This window comes from Novosphingobium sp. BL-S-21 (assembly GCF_055521655.1).
Genome location: NZ_CM145495.1, coordinates 1,028,187 through 1,046,119, shown reverse-complemented (window position 1 = coordinate 1,046,119; position 17,933 = coordinate 1,028,187). Strand labels below are relative to the sequence as shown.

Below are 17,933 nucleotides of genomic sequence, written 5' to 3'. Positions count from 1 at the left end.
ATCGACAGCTTTCGGTCGGCTCCGTAGGCTTTCCAGGAACCCGCAGCGGGAGGTATCTGCGTGCACATCGGGCTTTGCTCTCCCCATTGGCCGACTTCGCTGGGGGCCAATGGCATCGTCAGTTACGTTGCCGCCGTGCGCGACCATTTCATCGCCCGCGGGCACGAGGTATCGGTCATCTCGCAGGAGCGGCTCTACGCGAGCGACGGCAGCGCCGTCCCGCTGGCGGCACGCGGCGCGGGCAGGATCATGGCGTCGATCGGGGAGAAGTTCGCCCGCCTGCGCGAGGATGCGCAAGGGGCCCTGCCCGAAGTCGGCCGGAACGTCGCGCGCCAGATTGCCGCGGCCCACCAGATCCGGCCTTTCGACATCGTCGAGATGGAAGAGAGTTTCGGTTGGTCCGAACGTGCCGGCCGCGCCATCGCCGCGCCGGTCGTGACGCGGCTCCACGGGCCACAGGCCCTGAAGCCCCCGCGCCATCTGACCGATGAGGAACTGCGCGACGAACGCGATCGCTGCGCGGCGGAGGCGCGCGCCGTGCGCAGCGCCCCGGTCGTCACCGCGCCCACGCAGGCGATCATGGCCGGCGCCTGCCGCAGCTACGGACGCGATCCGGCGCAAACTTCGGCAGTGATCGCCAACCCTATCCGCCTGCGCGCCAATACGCCGCGATGGAGCCTGGAGGGGGCCGATCCCGACCATGTGCTGATGGTCGGCCGGTTCGACTTCTGGAAAGGCGCCGATACGATGCTGCTCGGCTTCGAGCACCTGCTCCGTCTTCGCCCCCATGCCCGACTGACGATGGTCGGCCCAAATGAAGGATTGGAGACCAGGCCGGGAGAACGGCTGAGCTTCGAACAATTCGCCGAAGCCCGGCTTTCGCCGGAGGTCCGGGCCCGGATCACCTATCGCGGCCTGCTGAAGCCTGCCGAGATCCTGCCGCTGCGGATGAGCGCGATGGCGACCGTCATCAGTTCGCGCTGGGAGAACTTCCCCTACATCCTGCTGGAAGCCATGGCCGCCGGAAGCCCGCTGGTTTCGACCGATTGGCCGGGCGCCGACGAGATCGTCCTCGACGGCCGAAGCGGCCTGCTCTCGCCGGTGGCCGATCCCGCACCCCTTGCCCTGGCGCTGGACCGTCTTCTGGGAGATCCCCAGCGCGCCGCGGCAATGGGCCAGGCCGCCCGCGATCGCTGCGCAGCGGAGTTTTCGCTCGAAGTCGTGGGGGACAAGCTGCTCGACTGCTATGCCCGCACGATCGCCCCCGCCGGGTGCCGGCCATGAACGAGCATGCCGCCAGCCCGGGCTGGCAATCGTTCGCCGCGCCGCGCGGGCTCTGGAGCCGCCTGCGCGAACTGGCGGCGCGCGACACCAATGTCGTCATAGTTTCAGTCATCCTGAACAATCTGCTGCGCGCCGTTTCCGGCATGGTGCTGACGCGGCTGCTGGTGCCGGAAGTCTTCGGCATTTCGGGCGTCATCGCCTCCGTCCAGTTCACGGTCGCACTGGCCACCGACCTCGGCTTTCAGGCTTTCGTCGTCCGTCAGGAAAACGGCGAGGACAAGCGCTTCCTCGATACGGTCTGGACGGTTTCGCTGATCCGTTCCCTGTTGCTCGCGCTGACGCTGGTCGTGCTGGCGCTGCCTTTGTCCCACGCCTTCGGAAAGCCCGACCTGGCGCCGTTGATCGCGGCTTCGGGGCTGACGTTCGTGATCGAGGGACTGACCTCCACGAGCCTGCTCACCGCCCTGCGCCATCGGCAGATCCTGCGCCTCTCGGCTCTGGAACTGGCGGCGATGGTGGCGCAGATCGCCGCCAGTGCCGCGCTGGCCTGGGCCTGGGGGTCGTACTGGGCGATCCTGGGCGGGCTTTTCGTCAGCGGGCTGCTGAAAGTCCTGTTCAGCTACACGCTTTTCGCCGATTCCCGGCGCCGGCTCCGCCTCGATCCCCAGACACTCAAGGCGCTCTGGGCCTTCTCCCGCTATGTCACCGGATCGAGCATCATCTTCCTGCTGATCTCGCAATGCGACAAGTTCGTGCTGGCAAAGCTCATGCCGCTGGATCGGTTCGGCTTCTACATCCTGGCCGGTAACCTCGCCTCCGCACCGCTCGGCTTCGCCGCCAATTATGCGAGCCGGGTCCTCTATCCGACATATGCCCAGCTCTGGCGAGACGGCGCGCAGGACCTGCGCCGTCAGTTCTATGAAAAGCGCCGGCTGCCCGCCCTGCTTTATGGCTTCGCCACCGGCGGCATCATCGGCAGCGCACCGCTGATCGTGGGCGTGCTCTATGACGACCGCTATGCCGACGCGGCGGGCTATCTGCAGATCCTGTGCCTGTCCTCGCTCCTCGCACTGCCGTCCAACGCCGCGAACGAGGCGCTGACGGCCACCGGCCGGATCCGCGCCACCCTGGAAGCGAGCGTGGTCAAGCTGGTGTGGCTGTCCGGCGCTGGATTTGCCGGTTATCTCCTATGGGGACAGCTCGGCCTGGTCCTGGCCGTCGGCCTCATGGAAGCGCCCGCTTTGGTGATGAAATGGGTGCGCCTGCGCTTTGCCGGGCTGCTCGACATGCGCGAGGAGCTTCTGTTCCTGGCGGCGGGACTGGCCGGAACGGGCTGCGGCTTCATCGGCACACGAGTTCTGGCACCCTTCCTGACATGAGGTCCCGCGTCGCGTATCCCCTGCTTGGCACTAACGAAAAACCCCGAGAGCGACAGGCTCCCGGGGTTTTCGATTTTCATGTCGTCCGGCAGAGGCCGAAACGATCAGAACGGAATGTCGTCGTCCAGATCGTCGCCGAAGCCGCCGCTGCTGCCGGTCCGGCCCCATTCGCTACCGCCGGAAGCACCGCCCGAGGACGAGCCGCCGGAAGACGAGCCACCCGTGCTGCCCCATTCGTCACCGCCGCGCGAACCGCCGCCCGAACGCGAACCGCCGCCCGAGGAGCCGCCTTCGCCCCAGCCGCCGCCACCACGAGCGCCGCCACCACCGGCGCCGCCGCTGCCACCCTGGGCACCGTCGAGCATGGTCAGCACGCCGCCGATGCCGCCTACCGACACTTCGGTGGTGTAGCGATCATTGCCGTTCTGGTCCTGCCACTTGCGGGTGCGCAGCTGGCCTTCGATGTAGATCTTGGAACCCTTGCGCAGGAACCGCTCGACCACGCCGACCAGGCCTTCGCTCTGGATCACCACGGAGTGCCACTCGGTACGCTCCTTGCGCTCTCCGGTGGCGCGGTCCTTCCAGTTTTCCGAGGTGGCGATGCGCAGGTTGGCGATGCGCCCGCCGTTCTGGAACGACTTCACTTCGGGATCGGCTCCGAGGTTGCCGATCAGAATGACCTTGTTGACACTGCCTGCCATGATGGAATCGCTTTCTTCTGAATCTCGGCGAACGGGTTAGCGAATGGAGCGGCCCTGCGCGAGTCTGCCGCCCGGGGTTTTCTACAATCCCGCGCCCACCGCGATCCAGTAGGTCACCCCCGCCGCCAGGTATGCCAGGCCGAAAAGGTAGACCAGCATGAACGTGGGCCACTTCCAGCCGTTGGTCTCACGCCGGGTCACGGCGATGGTGGACATGCACTGCGGGGCGAAAACGAACCAGGCCAGGAAGGCCAGCGCCATCGGCAGGGTCCAGCGGCCCTTGAGACGGTCGCCCAGTTCGACGGCCTGCTGGTCCTCGTCGTCGCCCGCGTCCACCGCATATGTCGTCGCCAGCGAGGATACCGCCACTTCGCGCGCAGCCATGGCGGGGATCAGCGCCAGCGCCATGTCGCGGTTGAAGCCGATCGGTTCGACCACCACGGCCAGGCCGTTCGCCAGCTTGCCCGCGATGGAGGCATCGACCTGGCTCTCGCCGGGCTTGGCCTGCGGGAAGTTCAGCAGGATCCAGAGCACCACGGTGACCGTGAAGATGATCGTACCGGCGCGGCGCAGGAAGATCCACGCGCGCTGCCACAAGCCGATCGCCATGTCCTTGAGGCGGGGCATCTGGTACTTCGGCATTTCCATGATGAAGCCGGAAGCGGCGCCCTTGGTGATCGAGCTGCGCAGCAGCAGCGCGACGACCATGGCCCCGACAATTCCCGCCACATAGAGCGCGAAGAGCACCACGCCCTGAAGGCCGATGCCCCAGCCGAGGTTGGTGTTCGGAATGAAGGCGCCGATGATCACGGCGTAGACCGGAAGGCGCGCCGAGCACGTCATCAGCGGGGCGATCAGGATCGTCGTCAGGCGGTCCTTGGGATCCGTGATCGAGCGCGTCGCCATGATCCCGGGAATGGCGCAGGCGAAGCTGGAGAGCAGCGGAATGAAGCTGCGTCCCGAAAGCCCGACATAGGCCATCAGTCGATCCATCAGGAACGCCGCGCGTGCCATGTAGCCGGAGGCTTCCATCGCCAGGATGAAGGCGAAGAGGATGATGATCTGCGGCAGGAAGACGACCACCGAGCCGACGCCGGAAATGACGCCGTCAGTCAGCAGGTCGCGCACCAGGCCGGGCGGCATGGAGGCCTTCACCGTATCGTGAAGCCAGCCTGCGCCCGCGTCCAACCCGTCCATCAGCGGCGCGGCCCAGGCGAACACGGCCTGGAACACCACGAACAGGAACGCGAAGAGAATGAGCGGCCCCAGCCAGGGGTTCAGCAGGACCTGGTCCAGACGCGCGTGAAGCCGGTGCTGCTTCGATTCCGAGAGGATCGCGGCATTGGCCATGGCGTGGGCGGCGACGCGGCGCTCGGTCGGCCCGAGGTCGGTCAGGCCTGGTCCGGCGTGGCGCGTTTCGGCCGAGGCGATCGCCTCGCCCAGTTCGGCGAGCCCGCGGCGGCGCACGGCCACCGTCGGCACCACGCGAACGCCCAGTTCTTCCTGCAACACGGCCGCGTCGAGCACGAGCCCGTCGCGTTCGGCAAGGTCCACCATGTTGAGCGCGACGACGGAAGGCTTGCCCAGCGCCAACAGTTCCTGCGCAAAGATCAGATGCTGTTCGAGGTTGGAGGCATCGAGCACGATAACCAGGACGTCCGGCTCCGCCTCGCCTGCGAACTTGCCGGCGATGACCTTGGAGGTCACTTCCTCGTCAGGGCTGGTGGCGTCGAGGCCGTAGGCGCCCGGAAGGTCGGTCATCTCCACCGGCTCGCCCGTCGGCAGGACCATGCGGCCGGACTTTCGCTCCACGGTCACGCCGGGATAGTTCGCGATCTTCTGTCGGGCGCCGGTAAGCGCGTTGAACAGCGCGCTCTTGCCCGCATTCGGGTTGCCGACGAGGGCGATCTTGCGCTGGCGGCTCATAACGGCGAAACTTCCATGGCGACGGCGTGGGCACGGCGCACGGCAATCGTCATGCGCCCGATGGTGATGGCGATCGGGTCGCGCCCGCCGGCGACGCCCCGGTGCGCCACGGAAACCGTCGCGCCTTCCTCCAGGCCGAGCGCGCGAAGGCGGCGCGCCTCTTCGGGAACCAGTGCATTCCAATCCACCGCAACGATTCGAGCGCGCTGGTCAATGGGGAGAAGATCCAAAGTCATGCCGCTCCGCTGCCAGATCAGCGCAGCGATTGCAACTTGTTCGCAATAACTAACAAGCCTTGATCCGATTGCCGACACCCTCTCCCGATGCCGAAGCGCGTTTCATCAGCCCATAAGCCCCCAGGGAAGGCTTCAGCAACCCAGCCCGGCCGGCCGGTCAGCGGGCCGGATAACGCAGCCGCCCGAGCAGGCGCACCAGGCTGATGCGTTCTTCCGGCGCGCGCAGGAACTGGGCCTTCGTCTTCTCGAAGCGAATGATACCCTCGATCCGGCGATCCAGGAAAGCACGGGTTTCCGCCTTGTCGGCGCTCTTGTCCGAAGCGAAGACCCGCAGAGTCGCCGCATAGATCCCGCCCAGGATCGTGCGTTTGGTATAGTGGTTGTAATCTGTCGCGGTGTCGCCCGCGAGCCGCCACATGGCGTCCGCGCTGTTCCACCCCAGACGCAGCGAAGTACGCAGGTTCTGCGGCATGGCCATGATCGTCAGCGCCCGGTTCAAGGCTTCCTCGCGGCCCGCCACGGCATCGAGACGGGCCATGACCAGACGGCGGATACGCTCGCGAATGGAGACGCCCTGCAGCGACGAGGCCGGGGTGGAGCGCTCCATCTGCTGGTCGACATGGCTCACCCAGGCCGAGATCATCGCCATCGGACCTTCGCGGAAGGCGAATTCCGCCAGCGCCGCGTCGATGCCGGCCAGACGCGCCGCCTGTCGCACGGCGTCCATCGTCCAACCGTCGAACACGGCGGCATCGGCAATGGCCGGCGCAAGCTGGCGGCGCAAACCTTCGAGTGTTTCTGGCTCTTGCATCATCGCGCTCAGAACGTCGGGCCGTAGACGGCCTTGCCCTTGCCCGAATTCTTCTTGGCATAATCGTCCAGCAAGGTTGCCAGCGTGCTGCCACGCGCTTCCTGCGCGGCATAGTCGCGCGCGCTGCGGCCGGAATTATCGGAGCGGCTGGGATCGGCACCGGCTTCGAGCAGCGCCTTCACCATGTCGGTATCCTTGCGGTGCACCGCGAAGATCAGCGGAGTTTCGCCGGCATCGTTCGACGTGCTCGGGTTCGCCTTGTGATCGAGCAGCACCGAAACGCCGTCGCGCCAGCCCAGGCTGACCGCAACCGAAAGCGGGGTCCGGCCACGGTCGTCGGAAGCGTTGACGTTGGCGCCCTTGCCGATGAGGTAGCTCAACCAGGTGATGTCCCGGCGGTTCGTGACGATCAGCAGCGCCGTCTCGCCCGTCGTCACGTCCTTGGCGTTGACGATCTGGCCATTGTCGGCAAGCGCCTGCTCGACTTTCTCGCCTTCCTTTTTCTTCACCGATTCGAGGAACTTGTACCCCTCGGAAAAATCGGCGTGAGCTGGGGAAGCGAACATCAGGCCTGCGGCCAGTGCGGCCAGGAATGCCCTGACAGGACGCGCTCTGAGGATTCCACGCGAGCGCTGGGACACGTTCCCGGACATGGTCTTCGACACCTTCATTACCTCCAGACAGACAAGGGCGCCCTGAAAACCGGCCTTCCCTTCCGGCATCGCACCCTTGCGCCAGAGGCTCTAGCAGAGCATGAAGCGCGGCGCCATGACATACCTGCTGCGCCGTATCGCCCCCCTCGCCCTGGCCCTTTCGCTGGGCCTGCCGCTCGCTGCCTGCCAGCAGTCCGCCACCGAGGCGCCGCCGCTGGAAGGCGCGCAGATCGGCGGGCCCTTCACGCTGACGGACAAGGACGGCAAGACCGTTACCTGGGAGAGCTTCAAGGGCAAATGGCGGATCGTCTACTTCGGCTACACCTTCTGCCCGGATGCCTGCCCGATGGATGTCCAGGCGATGATGCGCGGCTTCTCTCTCTACGAGAAGGCCCATGCCGCGCATGCCGCCAAAGTGCAGCCGATCTTCGTGACCATCGATCCCGCGCGCGACACGCCCGAAGTCGTGGGCCAGTGGACCGCCGCCTTCGGACCGCGCCTCTATGGCCTCACCGGCAGCCCCGCGCAGATCAAGCAGGCGGCCGACGCTTTTGCGGTCTATTACAAGAAAGGCGAATCGACGCCCGGAGGCTATCTCATGGATCACAGCCGCACGGCATTCCTGATGGACCCGGACGGCAAGCCGATCGCCATGCTGCCGGTGGACAAGGGACCGGAAGCCGTCTCGGCCGAACTGGCGAAGTGGGTGAAGTGAACGCAGCCAAGCCTTTCTGGGAACGTCCGATCGACACGCTCAACCGCGAGGAGTGGGAAGCCCTCTGCGACGGTTGCGGCCAGTGCTGCCTGCACAAGGTCGAGGATGCCGATACCGGGGAAATCTACCACACGAACGTCGCCTGCAAGCTGCTCAACCTCAAGACGGCGCAGTGCAGCGACTATCCCCGGCGGCACAAGTTCGTGCCGGACTGCCTGAAGCTGACGCCCAAGACGGCGGGCAACCTGGCCTGGTTGCCGCCCAGCTGCGCCTATCGCCTGCGCGCAGACGGCGAGCCCCTGCCGGAATGGCACTATCTCGTCTGCGGCGACCGCGAGGCGGTCCACGCGGCGGGGATCTCCGTTGCGGGCAAGGTCATCAGCGAGACGGTGGCCGGGCCGCTCGAAAACCACATTGTCTGGCCCTATGGCGACGATGAGGACGCTGAGGAATATCTGGAACCCGAAGGCCCCGCGCCCTGGGAGAGCAAATAGCCCGTGCTCGACTGGCTTCGCCGTGACCCTCGCGAAGAGCCGGTGCTCGAAATCGCCGGCCGTCAGGTTCCCGTCGTGATCCGCAGGCTGGCACAGTCCCGGCGGATGACCATGCGGCTCGCGCCCGACGGCAGCGAAATCCGCATTTCCGTCCCGCGATGGACGCGCACCGAGGACGCTGTGGCCTTCGCCCGCTCCAAGCAATCCTGGCTGGCGATCCAGATCGAGGCCCTGCCCAAGGCTCAGCCGCTGGGCGACGGCGCCCTTCTCGACTTTCGGGGCCACCGCTTCACGATCCGGCACGATGCCGCCCTGCCGCGCCGCCCCGTGCCGGATGACGGATTGCTCTTGGTCGGCGGCCCGGAAGGCTCGCTGGCCGCGCGGCTGAAGCGCTGGCTCGAAGGCGAAGCGCGCGACGTGCTCGCGCAGGATCTGGCGGAATACTGCGACCGTGCCGCACAAGCGACGCCGGCGCTGGCGCTGTCGGGCGCACGGCGGCGCTGGGGCAGCTGCGCGGCGGATGGATCGATTCGCATCAACTGGCGGCTCATCATGGCGCCGGACCCCGTGCGCCGCTCGGTAGTGGCGCACGAAGTGGCGCATCTGGTGCACTTCGACCATTCGCCGGCATTCCATGATTTTCTGGGACAAATCTTCGAAGGCAGCGTGCCCTCGGCCAACAGGTGGCTCAAGGAAAATGGCCGCTCGCTCTATGTGCCGTTCGGGTAGCGTTCCGCCCTTTTAGCGACTACATAGCCCGGCATGGCACTGTTCAAGCGTTCTGGTTACTGGAAAGACGTCAGCCCGGTCGGCATGATTGCAGACTTCCGCGCGGTGTGGAAGCAGGCGGGCAGCAACCGCTGGCGCATCGCCGCGGTTTCGGCAGCATGCACGTTCTCGGTCTTCTATCTCATGTCGACCCAGGAAGGGCGCGGCCCGCATCCGCCGCCCAAGGTCGTCTATATCTCGGTGCTTCCGGCCCATCGAACCGAGGAACAGATCCTCGCCTCGAACATCGAGAACCAGAAGCACAAGGAAGCCTGGGCGGCCGAGCAGGCCCGGCGCGAGAAGGACGTTCGCGAGATCTACAAGACGATCGGTCGCTACTCCGGGATGGACGTGGACAAGATCGCGCGTGAGGCTGACGCCGAGGAAGCCGCGCGCAAGAAGGCCGAGATGGACCGTATCGGCAAGCCCCGCCTGCCCGAAGGACGCACGCTGCCACAGGTCGATCAGGTTCCGACCCAGCCTGCCCAGTGAAGACTGCTGGTAATGTGATAACTGCGGGTAATGTGAAGACTGCCGCCGGTCACGATGCGCGCTGGCTTGCCGCGGCCGCCGCGATTGCCGCGCGCGCACGGCCTTCCAGCAGGCCAAACCCCGGCGTCGGCGCGATCCTCGTAAAGGACGGCAAGGTCGTCGCCCGTGGCTGGACCCAGCCCGGCGGTCGCCCCCACGCCGAGGCGATGTGTCTTGCGCTCGCGGGCAAAGCTGCGCGAGGCGGCACGCTCTACGTCACATTGGAGCCTTGCGCCCACCAGTCGGCGCGCGGCCCCGCCTGCGCCGATCTCGTCTGCGCGGCCGGACTGGCCCGCGTGGTCATCGGCTGCATGGACCCCGATCCCCGCACCTCCGGCGCCGGCCTTGCGCGCCTGATCGCGGCCGGAATCGAAGCGATTTATCTGCCTTCAATGGCCTGCCAGCGGAGCCTTTCCGGCTACCTGATCTCCAAGCGCCTCGCCCGTCCCGAAGTGACGCTCAAACTGGCGCTGTCGCTCGACGGCTGCATCGCCCTTGCCAGCGGCGAGAGCCAGTGGATCACCGGAGCCGAGGCCCGTGCCCATACCCATGCCATGCGGGCCAGGGCCGATGCCATCCTCGTTGGCGGCGGAACGCTGCGCGCCGACCGCCCTCGCCTCGATGTCCGTCTGCCGGGGCTCGAAGCGCGCAGCCCGGAGCGCTGGGTGCTGACACGCGGCAGCGTTCCCGAAGGCTGGAAGGCGCTGGCAAGGCCCGAGGACGTGACCGGCATGGCGGGCATTCAGCACCTCTTCGTCGAGGGTGGCGCCGGCGCTGCGACTGCCTTCCTGCGCGCCGGCCTGGTCGATCGACTGCTGATCTATCGCGCACCGATCCTCGTCGGAGGACGTCCCGCTCTTTCCGACTTCGGGCTTGCAAGCCTTTCCGAAGCCCACGGCCGCTGGCGCCTGGCCGAACGGCGGCGGCTTGGCAGCGACACGCTGGAAGTCTACGAAACCGCACATTCATCAGAGCACCCGCTCGAAAGGTAGCCATGTTCACCGGAATCGTCACCGCCATCGGCCAGATCCGCGAAGCCCGCCAGACGGGCGATTTGCGCGCGGTCATCACTTGCCCCTTCGATCCGGCCGGCATCGCCATGGGCGCTTCGATCTCGTGCTCGGGCGTGTGCCTGACCGTGGTGGACAAAGGCGGCGTGGCCGGCGACGCCTGGTTCGCAGTGGACATCTCGGCGGAATCGGTTTCCCGCACCGTGCCGGGCCGCTGGACCCAAGGCACCAGCCTCAATCTCGAACCTGCCCTCAAGCTGGGTGACGAACTGGGCGGGCACATCGTGACAGGCCATGTCGACGGCGTCGGCACCATCGTCAGCGTGACGCCGGAAGGCGATTCGAAGCGCTTCGTGATCGCCGCCCCGAAGGAACTGGCGCCCTATCTCGCCCCCAAGGGATCGATCACCGTCGACGGCGTATCGCTGACGGTGAACGACGTGACCGACCAGGCGGACGGTAGCTGCCATTTTACGCTCAACATCATTCCCCACACCTCCGAAGTGACCACGATCGGTGCGTTCAAGGCAGGAGACAGCGTGAACCTGGAGATCGACGTGCTTGCCCGCTACCTGCAGCGGATGCAGTCGCTGCGGAACTGAGGAAAATCAAAGCCGCGGAAGGGTCGTTCGGAGACCCTTCCAAGGCCTCCAGCCAGAAATCCTCAATCCGCCAAAGGCCCATGGGCGAAGCTCTCGCGGGTGATTTCGAAAAGCACATGCGGAACGATCACGCCGCATAGTTCGCGTTCGAAAACGCGATCCGTCAGAACGCCGCCGATATGGCCCATGGCCTTGCGTGAGATCACGTTGTTTGCGCCGACCATGAAGGTCACCCGCGCGAAATGGACCAGCGCATGGGCAAGCATCAGGCGCTTCATCTCGGCATTGCAGCCGCGGCCCCAATACGCGCGCGCCAGGAAAGTCCAACCGATCTCGATCTCGTCGCCATCAGGCTGGCCGTAACGGCTGGAACCAATCAGCGCCCCGCCTTGCCTGTCGACAACCGCGAGAGCCCCGCCGCTGGCCATTGCCTCGGCAAAGAAGCGCCGGAACACCGGCTCCTGCCAGCGATCGTGAGCGGGATGGCCCGCCCAGATCTCGCGATCGGAAGCCACGGCAAGCAGCGCGTCCCAATCGTCGGCACGAAGCGGACGAAGGACCAGCCGGTCCCCTTCAAGGACCGGCTGGCGATCCATTCAGGCCGTCACGTCCGCCACTGCGGCGATGAACTTGTCGATATTGCCCATCGTCAGGCCCGCCACGTTGATACGGCCCGAACCGGCCATGTAGATCCCGTGCTTCTCGCGCATTTCAAGGACCTGGTCCTTGCTGAGCGGCACAATCGAGAACAGGCCGTTCTGGCCGCCCATCGGCGTCAGGTCGACTGCACCGGCAGTTCCGGAAGCGGCAAGCTTGGCGCGAACCTGGCGCATGCGGTCGCGCATCTCGTCGAGTTCGGCGAGCCACTGCGCGGTCAGCGCTTCATCCTCAAGGATCAGGCGAACCGCGGCACCGCCGTGATCTGGCGGCTGCGACCAGTTGGCGCGCGCCAGGTTGTGGCCGTTCGACATGACCTTGGCGAGGTCGGCCGGATCGGAGACCATCGCATAGAGAGCGCCGACGCGGTCGCGATAGAGGCCGAAGTTCTTGTCGCACGAATAGCAGATCAGGGCTTCCGGCACGGCCACGAGCACGCGGCGCAGGCCGTAGGCGTCTTCTTCCATGCCCATTCCCAGGCCCTGGTAGGCAAGGTCGAGGATCGGCAGTATCTTGGCATCGGCGATGAGCTGGGCAATCTCGTCCCACTGCTCGTTGGTATAGTCGATACCGGTGGGGTTGTGGCAGCAGCCGTGCAGCAGGATGGCATCGCCTTCCTGGGCATCGGTGATCGCGGCGCGCACGGCGTCCATGTCGGGGTGGCCCGAGGGCAGTGCGTGGTTGAATTCAACGACGCCCAGATCGAGGTCGGCGCAGATCTGCGCATGGTTCGGCCAGCTCGGCGTGCCGACGATGATCCGCTGATAACCGGCGCGCTTCACCATCGCGAGTGCGAGGCGCAGCGAACCGGTGCCGCCGGGGGTCTGCATGCCTTCGATGCGGCCGCCCATGTCGGGGCTGTCCTTGCCGAAGACGTAGGGCATGAGCGCTTCGACGAAGCCCATGTCGCCCTCAGGACCGAGATAGGCTTTCGAGTCCTGCTCGGCGACGAGTTTCGCCTCGGCCGCCTTGATCGAGCGGAACACCGGGGTATCCCCCTCGCCCGTGCGGTAGACGCCGACGCCGAGGTCGATCTTGTCTGCGCGCGGATCCGCGTTGTGGAGCTTGATGAGCGCGAGAAGCGCATCGGCGGGCTGTTGCTGAAGGTTCGTAAGCATGGCGCGCGGGGCATTAGACCGAGCAGGGACAGCGCGCAATGCCGGATCGACCGACAATTGCCGAGAACTGCAAATTTATCGCGCCCGGCGATGCCGGATGCCCTTCAGGGCGAAATTTTGTTTGAATTGAACGAAAGATGCAAAGCCACGCAGCGCCGAATGGAAGCCGACGCCGCATGGATCCAAAACCGGAGAGCTGAACGCGCCTTAGAAGGGCATCCAGCTCTGCTTGTGAGTGAACTTCATGTAACCGATGTTGGCCCCGAGACGCAGGCCCGCACCGGCGCGAACCGGAATAAGCACAACGTTGCCGCGGCGCAGATAGCTGATGTTGAAGCCGCCCACGAGATAGGCCTGCCCCTCGCCCGCACCGAATCGGTGGTAGAGGTCTTCGGTGTCGTAGAGGTTGTAGACCAGCACGAAGGCGTTGCCCGCGTTGGCACCGGCATCGAAGCCGATCGAAGGGCCAGTCCAGTAGACCGGCTGCTCGCCCTCCACCTTGTGATAGAGGGTGCCCGAACCATAGCGCAGGCCCACGGCGATCGCGCCGCCGCCTTCACGGCCGATGATGTAGCCATTCGGCTCGCCCTGCTTCTTGAGCAGGTCCTCGATCACGCCGGCGAGCCCCTTGGCACCCTTGCCGAAGACGCCCTCGGCGGCGCCGATCAGGTCGTCCTGGCGATAGGTCGTCGATCCGTCGGCAGGCGGCGTGGTCTGCGAGGGGCTGGGGGCAGGCTGGTAGGTCGAACCGTTAGCCGACGAATCGACCGGCGTTCCGTTGCCCGGATAAGGCGAAGGCGCGTCCACCGGCGGCGCTTCGGCCGGGGGCGCATACGTGTTGCCTGAGGCGTTTCCGCCGTTGAGGTCGCTGTCGATCGCCGCATCGGGATCGACCGTGGTCACTTGTGCCGTGGCGGACCCTATCGGAGCGAGCAGGACCAGCATGGCCGCAACGGCGCCGCCGACCCTTCGAGACAGGCGAACCGTCGCCCCCCTGGCGGCGATTTGCGTGGTGAATGACATCTGGTGGCCCTCCAATGGCGATCCCGAATTCCATACGACAGGTACGCTCCCGAGCGCACACTGCGACATGCCACTAAAGAATCCAGAGCGCATGACCCCGCAATGAACGGTCGACAGGACGACTCGGTTTTGCGGCAGATCGAATCCCCGCGAAACCCCACGCCTCGACAAACATTTCCACAGGCGTAAAAAACTACGACAAGACCCTCTTGCCGACACAAACACCCCTCGTTATACGGCGCCTCCTAGGCCGCTACGGAGACGTGGGTGAGTGGCTGAAACCAGCGGTTTGCTAAACCGTCGTACCCTTAAGGGGGTACCGAGGGTTCGAATCCCTCCGTCTCCGCCACGGCGCCGCAGTTTTCTGCGCTTCGTGGGCCTAAGTTTCAGCCCGGGTCCACGATAGGGACCATGATAGACACTTCGCTTGGAAGAGTTTTTCATGGACTATCGTGGACCTCGGGCTAGAAATTTTTCCGGGAAATTTGTAGATTTTCATGACGCCGGCGAATGCATTTACGTCGGGTGCCGTGATTTGTTGAGATCGGTAAAGTCGCGGCGAGCCCCGAGTCGCCTTGGCCGGCGAAGGACTATATCTCAGCGCCTCACCGTTTGCTGATTAGATCGCTGCTGCTGCTTTAGCGTGATGTCACTCTTCTCGCTCGTCGCGGCCGGGCTAGCCGCCGAGCGATTCCATGGCAACGATATCAACGTGTCCGTTAAGGCTAAGGTGAAGACCGATACGGCAACGTCGTGGATCGATGTTCGCGATGATCGACCGTTTGCTGGCCCGATCCACTGCCAGCGCTGTGCCATTGTCACGCGATCGGCGCGGTAAACAATCCAAGGCCGTGCCTGGCGTTTGGTCAACCCATCCTGCAAGCCAATGCCTATGTCCGCTACAGCGAGCTTGACGACCAGCCGAGATTTGCGGGGCCACTTCACGAGCATCACTGGAACAACCAGAGTGGTCGCAAGGAAAAGGCGGGGCGCCATCACAGCGCCCCGCCCTTGTTTCGGCTCTTTCGGAAACGATCCCCTGGCGGTCGTCCGAACTCAGTACTTCAAGCGAATGCTTGCACCGTAGAACTTGTCGTCGATACGGATGTCGTGCGGGAAGGCTGGCGTATCGAAGTAGCTGTAATACTTGCCGCCGTTCACATTGACGCCATCGAACGTGACGGTGATATTCGGTGTCACGTCATAGCCGATCGAGAAGTCGAGACGGCCGTTGGACTTCACCTTGTTGAACTGCACCGAGTCTGTCGAGCCGGTCAGCGTACCCGCTCCGAATGCCGTCTCGTTGTAGCCCGAGCGCCAGGTGTAGACCACGCGCGCGGTGATGCCGTACTTCTCGTAAAGCGCGCCCGCGGTGTAGCTGTACTTTGAAACGCCGAGCAACTGCTGGCCTTCCAGAAGATCGCCCTTGGTCGTCACCTTGCTGTCCGCATAAGTGAAGGTACCCATGAGACCGAAGCCGTCGAAGCCTTCGGGCAGGAAATCGAGGAAGAACTGGCCGGCCGCCTCGATGCCCTTGAGGTTCGAGGAACCAAGGTTGCGCGGCTGGGTGATCTGGTAGGTCTGTCCATCGATCACCTGGATCGTGGTGTCCGGTGCCACGCGATCCTTGAGCTTGCGGTAGTAGCCCGCCAGCGAGACATAGCTCGAACGGCCGAAGTAGTATTCCGCAGTCACGTCAAAGTTGTGGGACTGCTGCGCCTTGAGATCGGGATTGCCGCCGGAACCTGCCAGGATGACGTTCGGGTTGCCGCCCGGCGCTGCCAGCGACAGGCCGGGGTTGAGATCGCCGAACGTCGGCCGCGACATCGTCTTGGCATAAGTACCGCGGAACTGAAGTTGGTCGTTCGCCTTGAAGCGGATGCTGGCGTTGGGCAGGACGTAGACGTCCGAGGTGTCGCGGTTGACGGGTACGAACAGGTCGCTGCCGTCCGTTGCCCCGCCGATCACGCGCGAGGTGCCGTCGATCGTGCGGTTGGTCCGTAATACGCGCAGGCCGACAAGGCCGTCGATCATCGAGACATCGCCGATATCGAGCTGGTACTTGCCCTGCATATATGCCGCGAAGGTCTTCTCCGCCGCATCGTAGTTACGGGTCGGATCCCAGTCCGGATCGCCGGCGGGCGCGCCGTAAAGCGCACGCAGGTCATCGGTGTTGTTGAGCAGGTAATCCGCGTTGGGCGTATACCAGTGCGATCCGCCATTGATGTAGGGGATGGAATCGGGCGAGCGCACCATGAAGTCCGAAGGCAGGCCAACGGAATCGACCAGTGTGCCGCGGTTCGGTCCGGGGAACGAAGGACCGCCTGCCACGGCCCGGAACGTGCCCTGGCGATCGCTGTAGCGTGCACCGACCTGGACCTGGCGCAGGAAGCTGCTGTCCACGTCGAACGCGGAGTCCAGCTTGAAGGCATACTGGCGGCTGTTGGACTTGTTGAGGTCCTGGAAAAGCGGGATGACAACACAAGGACGGCTTAGTGACAGGCTCCTCCCCCCTCATCGTCGATGAGCCCGTCGCTCAGCTCGGCCGCAATCTGACATATGGCCTGCTCGACAGCATGGGCCGTGCCATCGTTACCGGGCAATTCGATAACAAGGTTTTTCCCACCGAAGCCGAGCTTGCCAAGCAGCACGGCGTCAGTCGCTCGGTAACGCGCGAGGCGGTCAAGATGCTGACCGCCAAGGGACTGGTCAGTGCCCGCCCGCGCCAGGGTACCATCGTGCAGCCGACGTCGTCCTGGAACCTGTTCGATACCGATGTCCTGCGCTGGATGCTCGAACGCCAGCTTTCGGTCGAATTGCTGCGCCAGTTCAATGAGTTGCGTGTCGCGGTAGAGCCTGAGGGTGCCGCTCTGGCGGCGCAAGTCGCGGGAGAGGAAGACATTTCGCGGATCAGAGCGGGTCTTCTGCGGATGCGCGCTGCGGAGAACGGGCTGGACGACCCTCTGGAAGCCGACATCGCTTTCCATGTGGCGATCCTGCGTGCCTCGAAGAACCCGTTTTATATCCAGCTTCGAGACATCGTCAGCACGGCTTTGCGCACTTCAATCCGTTTCACCAACCGGATCAAAGGCCGCACCGCCGATGTCGACGAGCACGCAAAAGTGCTGGACGCCATCATTGCACGAGACTCCCACGCGGCGCGTATCGCCATGCGTACGATCATCGGCGACGCGCTCGGCCTGATCGAAAAGCGTCATCCCGCCCCGGAATGATCCGCGCTCGTCGTCGGTCGCCCTTCGATGGCTGGATGATCGGGAGTGCGGTGCAGATGGCGCGCAGCGTCTAGTCAGGTGCCTTCCTCGCTATAGACGAATCATCGCCAGTAGCGCCGGTTCGCTCGAACGTTCATGGCGATTTACTTACCATCTCTTTAAGCTTCGCCTGTTGTTGGTGGATCGACGGTACTCCACTGGCCTCACGAAGCGCATCAGAAAGCAAATCGCTTCGATAAGGTTCCTGAGTCCACTTTTTCCCATCATGCCGCTGATACTGGGTGCCGTAAATTTGGGGTTGCCCGATACGCACGAGGTAGCGATCAAGTGTCGCAGCCGCGATCCATGCAGCCTCGGATTTGCCGCGCGCTGCCGCTATGACTGCAAGTGCGTGAGCCTTCAAACAATCTTCGGGTAGATCGCCATGCTGAAAGACGAATGCGGCATGATAGAAATCATCACCGCTGCTCAATTTGCCATCATCTAGCAAGGCTTGGGTTTGAAGCCGCCTTTGTTGGTCGTCCTCATGGATTTTAACCCAATCGATTTCAGGGTCTTTTCGCGACGCCTGGTCCGCCTCAAAAATAACGGTCATCTCGGCGCTACTCGACCGACCCGGTCCCAACGCCTTCTCGCCGGCCGCGCCGACGGCAGGTGCGCCGCATAAAAGCAACGCCAGTATCGTCATCGAACGCACCCAGTAGCCTCCTCCAAAATCTCACATTTATATAACCAACTATTTATGACTTAATTGCATTTTATATTATTTTAATATTCATCTTAAATCGGAAT

At 64.5% G+C, this 17,933-nt stretch carries 20 protein-coding genes and 1 tRNA gene; 10 read left to right on the top strand and 11 right to left on the bottom strand.

The window, feature by feature from the left end; all coding sequences use genetic code 11:
- Window positions 1–60 precede the first annotated feature (60 nt).
- Window positions 61–1,284 (top strand): glycosyltransferase family 4 protein, encoded by a 1,224-nt coding sequence (locus ACZ1J6_RS04105; protein WP_431569009.1) that lies wholly within the window; start codon window positions 61–63, stop codon window positions 1,282–1,284.
- Entirely contained in the window at window positions 1,281–2,663 is a 1,383-nt protein-coding gene (locus tag ACZ1J6_RS04100; RefSeq protein ID WP_431569010.1) for an oligosaccharide flippase family protein, read from the top strand. The genes ACZ1J6_RS04105 and ACZ1J6_RS04100 overlap by 4 nt, the downstream gene beginning before the upstream one ends.
- Before the next feature lie 104 nt (window positions 2,664–2,767).
- On the opposite strand, the gene ssb is transcribed toward ACZ1J6_RS04100, so the two are convergent.
- From ssb to ACZ1J6_RS04075, 5 genes are all read right to left on the bottom strand, one after another.
- Window positions 2,768–3,364: a single-stranded DNA-binding protein gene (gene ssb, locus ACZ1J6_RS04095; protein ID WP_132265600.1), complete on the bottom strand. Its 597-nt coding sequence runs from the start codon at window positions 3,362–3,364 to the stop codon at window positions 2,768–2,770.
- A gap of 81 nt (window positions 3,365–3,445) precedes the next feature.
- Window positions 3,446–5,290, bottom strand: coding sequence for a ferrous iron transporter B (feoB, locus tag ACZ1J6_RS04090; RefSeq protein ID WP_431569011.1), 1,845 nt, complete (start codon window positions 5,288–5,290; stop codon window positions 3,446–3,448).
- On the bottom strand, window positions 5,287–5,526 hold the full coding sequence (locus ACZ1J6_RS04085) for a FeoA family protein (RefSeq protein ID WP_132265596.1): 240 nt from the start codon (window positions 5,524–5,526) through the stop codon (window positions 5,287–5,289). Before ACZ1J6_RS04085 ends, feoB begins: the two co-directional genes overlap by 4 nt.
- A gap of 157 nt (window positions 5,527–5,683) precedes the next feature.
- The gene (locus ACZ1J6_RS04080) at window positions 5,684–6,337 is read right to left on the bottom strand and encodes a COQ9 family protein (RefSeq protein WP_132266196.1); all 654 of its coding nucleotides are present in this window, start codon (window positions 6,335–6,337) and stop codon (window positions 5,684–5,686) included.
- 8 nt (window positions 6,338–6,345) lie between these two features.
- Window positions 6,346–6,903 carry an ankyrin repeat domain-containing protein gene (locus ACZ1J6_RS04075; protein WP_243841158.1) on the bottom strand — a complete coding sequence of 186 codons (558 nt, stop codon included), beginning with the start codon at window positions 6,901–6,903 and terminating at the stop codon, window positions 6,346–6,348.
- Between the two features lie 187 nt (window positions 6,904–7,090).
- Here ACZ1J6_RS04075 and ACZ1J6_RS04070 point away from each other — a divergent pair, with 187 nt between their 5' ends.
- From ACZ1J6_RS04070 to ACZ1J6_RS04045, 6 genes are read left to right on the top strand one after another with little or no spacing between them, the layout of a single operon-like run.
- Window positions 7,091–7,705, top strand: a complete 615-nt coding sequence (locus tag ACZ1J6_RS04070) for an SCO family protein (RefSeq protein WP_465127428.1) — start codon at window positions 7,091–7,093, stop codon at window positions 7,703–7,705.
- The gene (locus ACZ1J6_RS04065; protein WP_165921382.1) at window positions 7,693–8,199 is read left to right on the top strand and encodes a YcgN family cysteine cluster protein; all 507 of its coding nucleotides are present in this window, start codon (window positions 7,693–7,695) and stop codon (window positions 8,197–8,199) included. The genes ACZ1J6_RS04070 and ACZ1J6_RS04065 overlap by 13 nt, the downstream gene beginning before the upstream one ends.
- Before the next feature lie 3 nt (window positions 8,200–8,202).
- Entirely contained in the window at window positions 8,203–8,928 is a 726-nt protein-coding gene (locus ACZ1J6_RS04060) for a M48 family metallopeptidase (protein ID WP_314466300.1), read from the top strand.
- Window positions 8,929–8,961: 33 nt separating this feature from the next.
- Window positions 8,962–9,459, top strand: a complete 498-nt coding sequence (locus tag ACZ1J6_RS04055) for a hypothetical protein (RefSeq protein WP_431569013.1) — start codon at window positions 8,962–8,964, stop codon at window positions 9,457–9,459.
- 32 nt (window positions 9,460–9,491) lie between these two features.
- A complete protein-coding gene (ribD, locus tag ACZ1J6_RS04050) occupies window positions 9,492–10,490 on the top strand; it encodes a bifunctional diaminohydroxyphosphoribosylaminopyrimidine deaminase/5-amino-6-(5-phosphoribosylamino)uracil reductase RibD (protein WP_431569014.1) in 999 nt (332 codons plus the stop codon).
- Window positions 10,491–10,492: 2 nt separating this feature from the next.
- Window positions 10,493–11,110 (top strand): riboflavin synthase, encoded by a 618-nt coding sequence (locus ACZ1J6_RS04045; RefSeq protein WP_134095473.1) that lies wholly within the window; start codon window positions 10,493–10,495, stop codon window positions 11,108–11,110.
- Window positions 11,111–11,172: 62 nt separating this feature from the next.
- Here ACZ1J6_RS04045 and ACZ1J6_RS04040 read toward each other — a convergent pair whose 3' ends face one another.
- The 3 genes from ACZ1J6_RS04040 to ACZ1J6_RS04030 form a co-directional block, all read right to left on the bottom strand.
- Window positions 11,173–11,706 (bottom strand): GNAT family N-acetyltransferase, encoded by a 534-nt coding sequence (locus ACZ1J6_RS04040; protein WP_431569015.1) that lies wholly within the window; start codon window positions 11,704–11,706, stop codon window positions 11,173–11,175.
- Window positions 11,707–12,885, bottom strand: a complete 1,179-nt coding sequence (locus ACZ1J6_RS04035) for an amino acid aminotransferase (RefSeq protein ID WP_431569016.1) — start codon at window positions 12,883–12,885, stop codon at window positions 11,707–11,709.
- A 207-nt stretch (window positions 12,886–13,092) separates the two neighbouring features.
- Window positions 13,093–13,908 (bottom strand): DUF1134 domain-containing protein, encoded by an 816-nt coding sequence (locus ACZ1J6_RS04030; RefSeq protein ID WP_431569017.1) that lies wholly within the window; start codon window positions 13,906–13,908, stop codon window positions 13,093–13,095.
- A 257-nt stretch (window positions 13,909–14,165) separates the two neighbouring features.
- On the opposite strand from ACZ1J6_RS04030, the gene ACZ1J6_RS04025 reads away from it, so the two are divergent.
- A tRNA-Ser gene (locus ACZ1J6_RS04025) sits at window positions 14,166–14,257 on the top strand.
- Between the two features lie 248 nt (window positions 14,258–14,505).
- Here ACZ1J6_RS04025 and ACZ1J6_RS04020 read toward each other — a convergent pair.
- Window positions 14,506–14,904 carry a hypothetical protein gene (locus tag ACZ1J6_RS04020; protein ID WP_465127427.1) on the bottom strand — a complete coding sequence of 133 codons (399 nt, stop codon included), beginning with the start codon at window positions 14,902–14,904 and terminating at the stop codon, window positions 14,506–14,508.
- 60 nt (window positions 14,905–14,964) lie between these two features.
- The gene (locus ACZ1J6_RS04015; RefSeq protein WP_465127426.1) at window positions 14,965–16,311 is read right to left on the bottom strand and encodes a TonB-dependent receptor domain-containing protein; all 1,347 of its coding nucleotides are present in this window, start codon (window positions 16,309–16,311) and stop codon (window positions 14,965–14,967) included.
- 92 nt (window positions 16,312–16,403) lie between these two features.
- On the opposite strand from ACZ1J6_RS04015, the gene ACZ1J6_RS04010 reads away from it, so the two are divergent.
- The gene (locus ACZ1J6_RS04010) at window positions 16,404–17,141 is read left to right on the top strand and encodes a FadR/GntR family transcriptional regulator (protein WP_431569018.1); all 738 of its coding nucleotides are present in this window, start codon (window positions 16,404–16,406) and stop codon (window positions 17,139–17,141) included.
- A gap of 133 nt (window positions 17,142–17,274) precedes the next feature.
- Here the strand turns inward: ACZ1J6_RS04010 and ACZ1J6_RS04005 are convergent, their stop codons facing one another.
- On the bottom strand, window positions 17,275–17,829 hold the full coding sequence (locus tag ACZ1J6_RS04005) for a hypothetical protein (protein ID WP_431569117.1): 555 nt from the start codon (window positions 17,827–17,829) through the stop codon (window positions 17,275–17,277).
- Window positions 17,830–17,933: the final 104 nt, after the last annotated feature.

Excerpts from the sequence above, each read along its gene's own strand:
- ACZ1J6_RS04075 (WP_243841158.1), bottom strand. The coding sequence starts at position 6,903 with ATGTTCGCTTCCCCAGCTCACGCCGATTTTTCCGAGGGGTACAAGTTC.
- ACZ1J6_RS04020 (WP_465127427.1), bottom strand. The coding sequence starts at position 14,904 with ATGGCGCCCCGCCTTTTCCTTGCGACCACTCTGGTTGTTCCAGTGATG.
- ACZ1J6_RS04085 (WP_132265596.1), bottom strand. The coding sequence starts at position 5,526 with ATGACTTTGGATCTTCTCCCCATTGACCAGCGCGCTCGAATCGTTGCG.
- ACZ1J6_RS04040 (WP_431569015.1), bottom strand. The coding sequence starts at position 11,706 with ATGGATCGCCAGCCGGTCCTTGAAGGGGACCGGCTGGTCCTTCGTCCG.
- ACZ1J6_RS04055 (WP_431569013.1), top strand. The coding sequence starts at position 8,962 with ATGGCACTGTTCAAGCGTTCTGGTTACTGGAAAGACGTCAGCCCGGTC.
- ACZ1J6_RS04005 (WP_431569117.1), bottom strand. The coding sequence starts at position 17,829 with ATGACGATACTGGCGTTGCTTTTATGCGGCGCACCTGCCGTCGGCGCG.
- ACZ1J6_RS04035 (WP_431569016.1), bottom strand. The coding sequence starts at position 12,885 with ATGCTTACGAACCTTCAGCAACAGCCCGCCGATGCGCTTCTCGCGCTC.
- ACZ1J6_RS04070 (WP_465127428.1), top strand. The coding sequence starts at position 7,091 with ATGAAGCGCGGCGCCATGACATACCTGCTGCGCCGTATCGCCCCCCTC.
- feoB (WP_431569011.1), bottom strand. The coding sequence starts at position 5,290 with ATGAGCCGCCAGCGCAAGATCGCCCTCGTCGGCAACCCGAATGCGGGC.
- ACZ1J6_RS04045 (WP_134095473.1), top strand. The coding sequence starts at position 10,493 with ATGTTCACCGGAATCGTCACCGCCATCGGCCAGATCCGCGAAGCCCGC.
- ACZ1J6_RS04030 (WP_431569017.1), bottom strand. The coding sequence starts at position 13,908 with ATGTCATTCACCACGCAAATCGCCGCCAGGGGGGCGACGGTTCGCCTG.
- ACZ1J6_RS04080 (WP_132266196.1), bottom strand. The coding sequence starts at position 6,337 with ATGCAAGAGCCAGAAACACTCGAAGGTTTGCGCCGCCAGCTTGCGCCG.
- ssb (WP_132265600.1), bottom strand. The coding sequence starts at position 3,364 with ATGGCAGGCAGTGTCAACAAGGTCATTCTGATCGGCAACCTCGGAGCC.
- ACZ1J6_RS04100 (WP_431569010.1), top strand. The coding sequence starts at position 1,281 with ATGAACGAGCATGCCGCCAGCCCGGGCTGGCAATCGTTCGCCGCGCCG.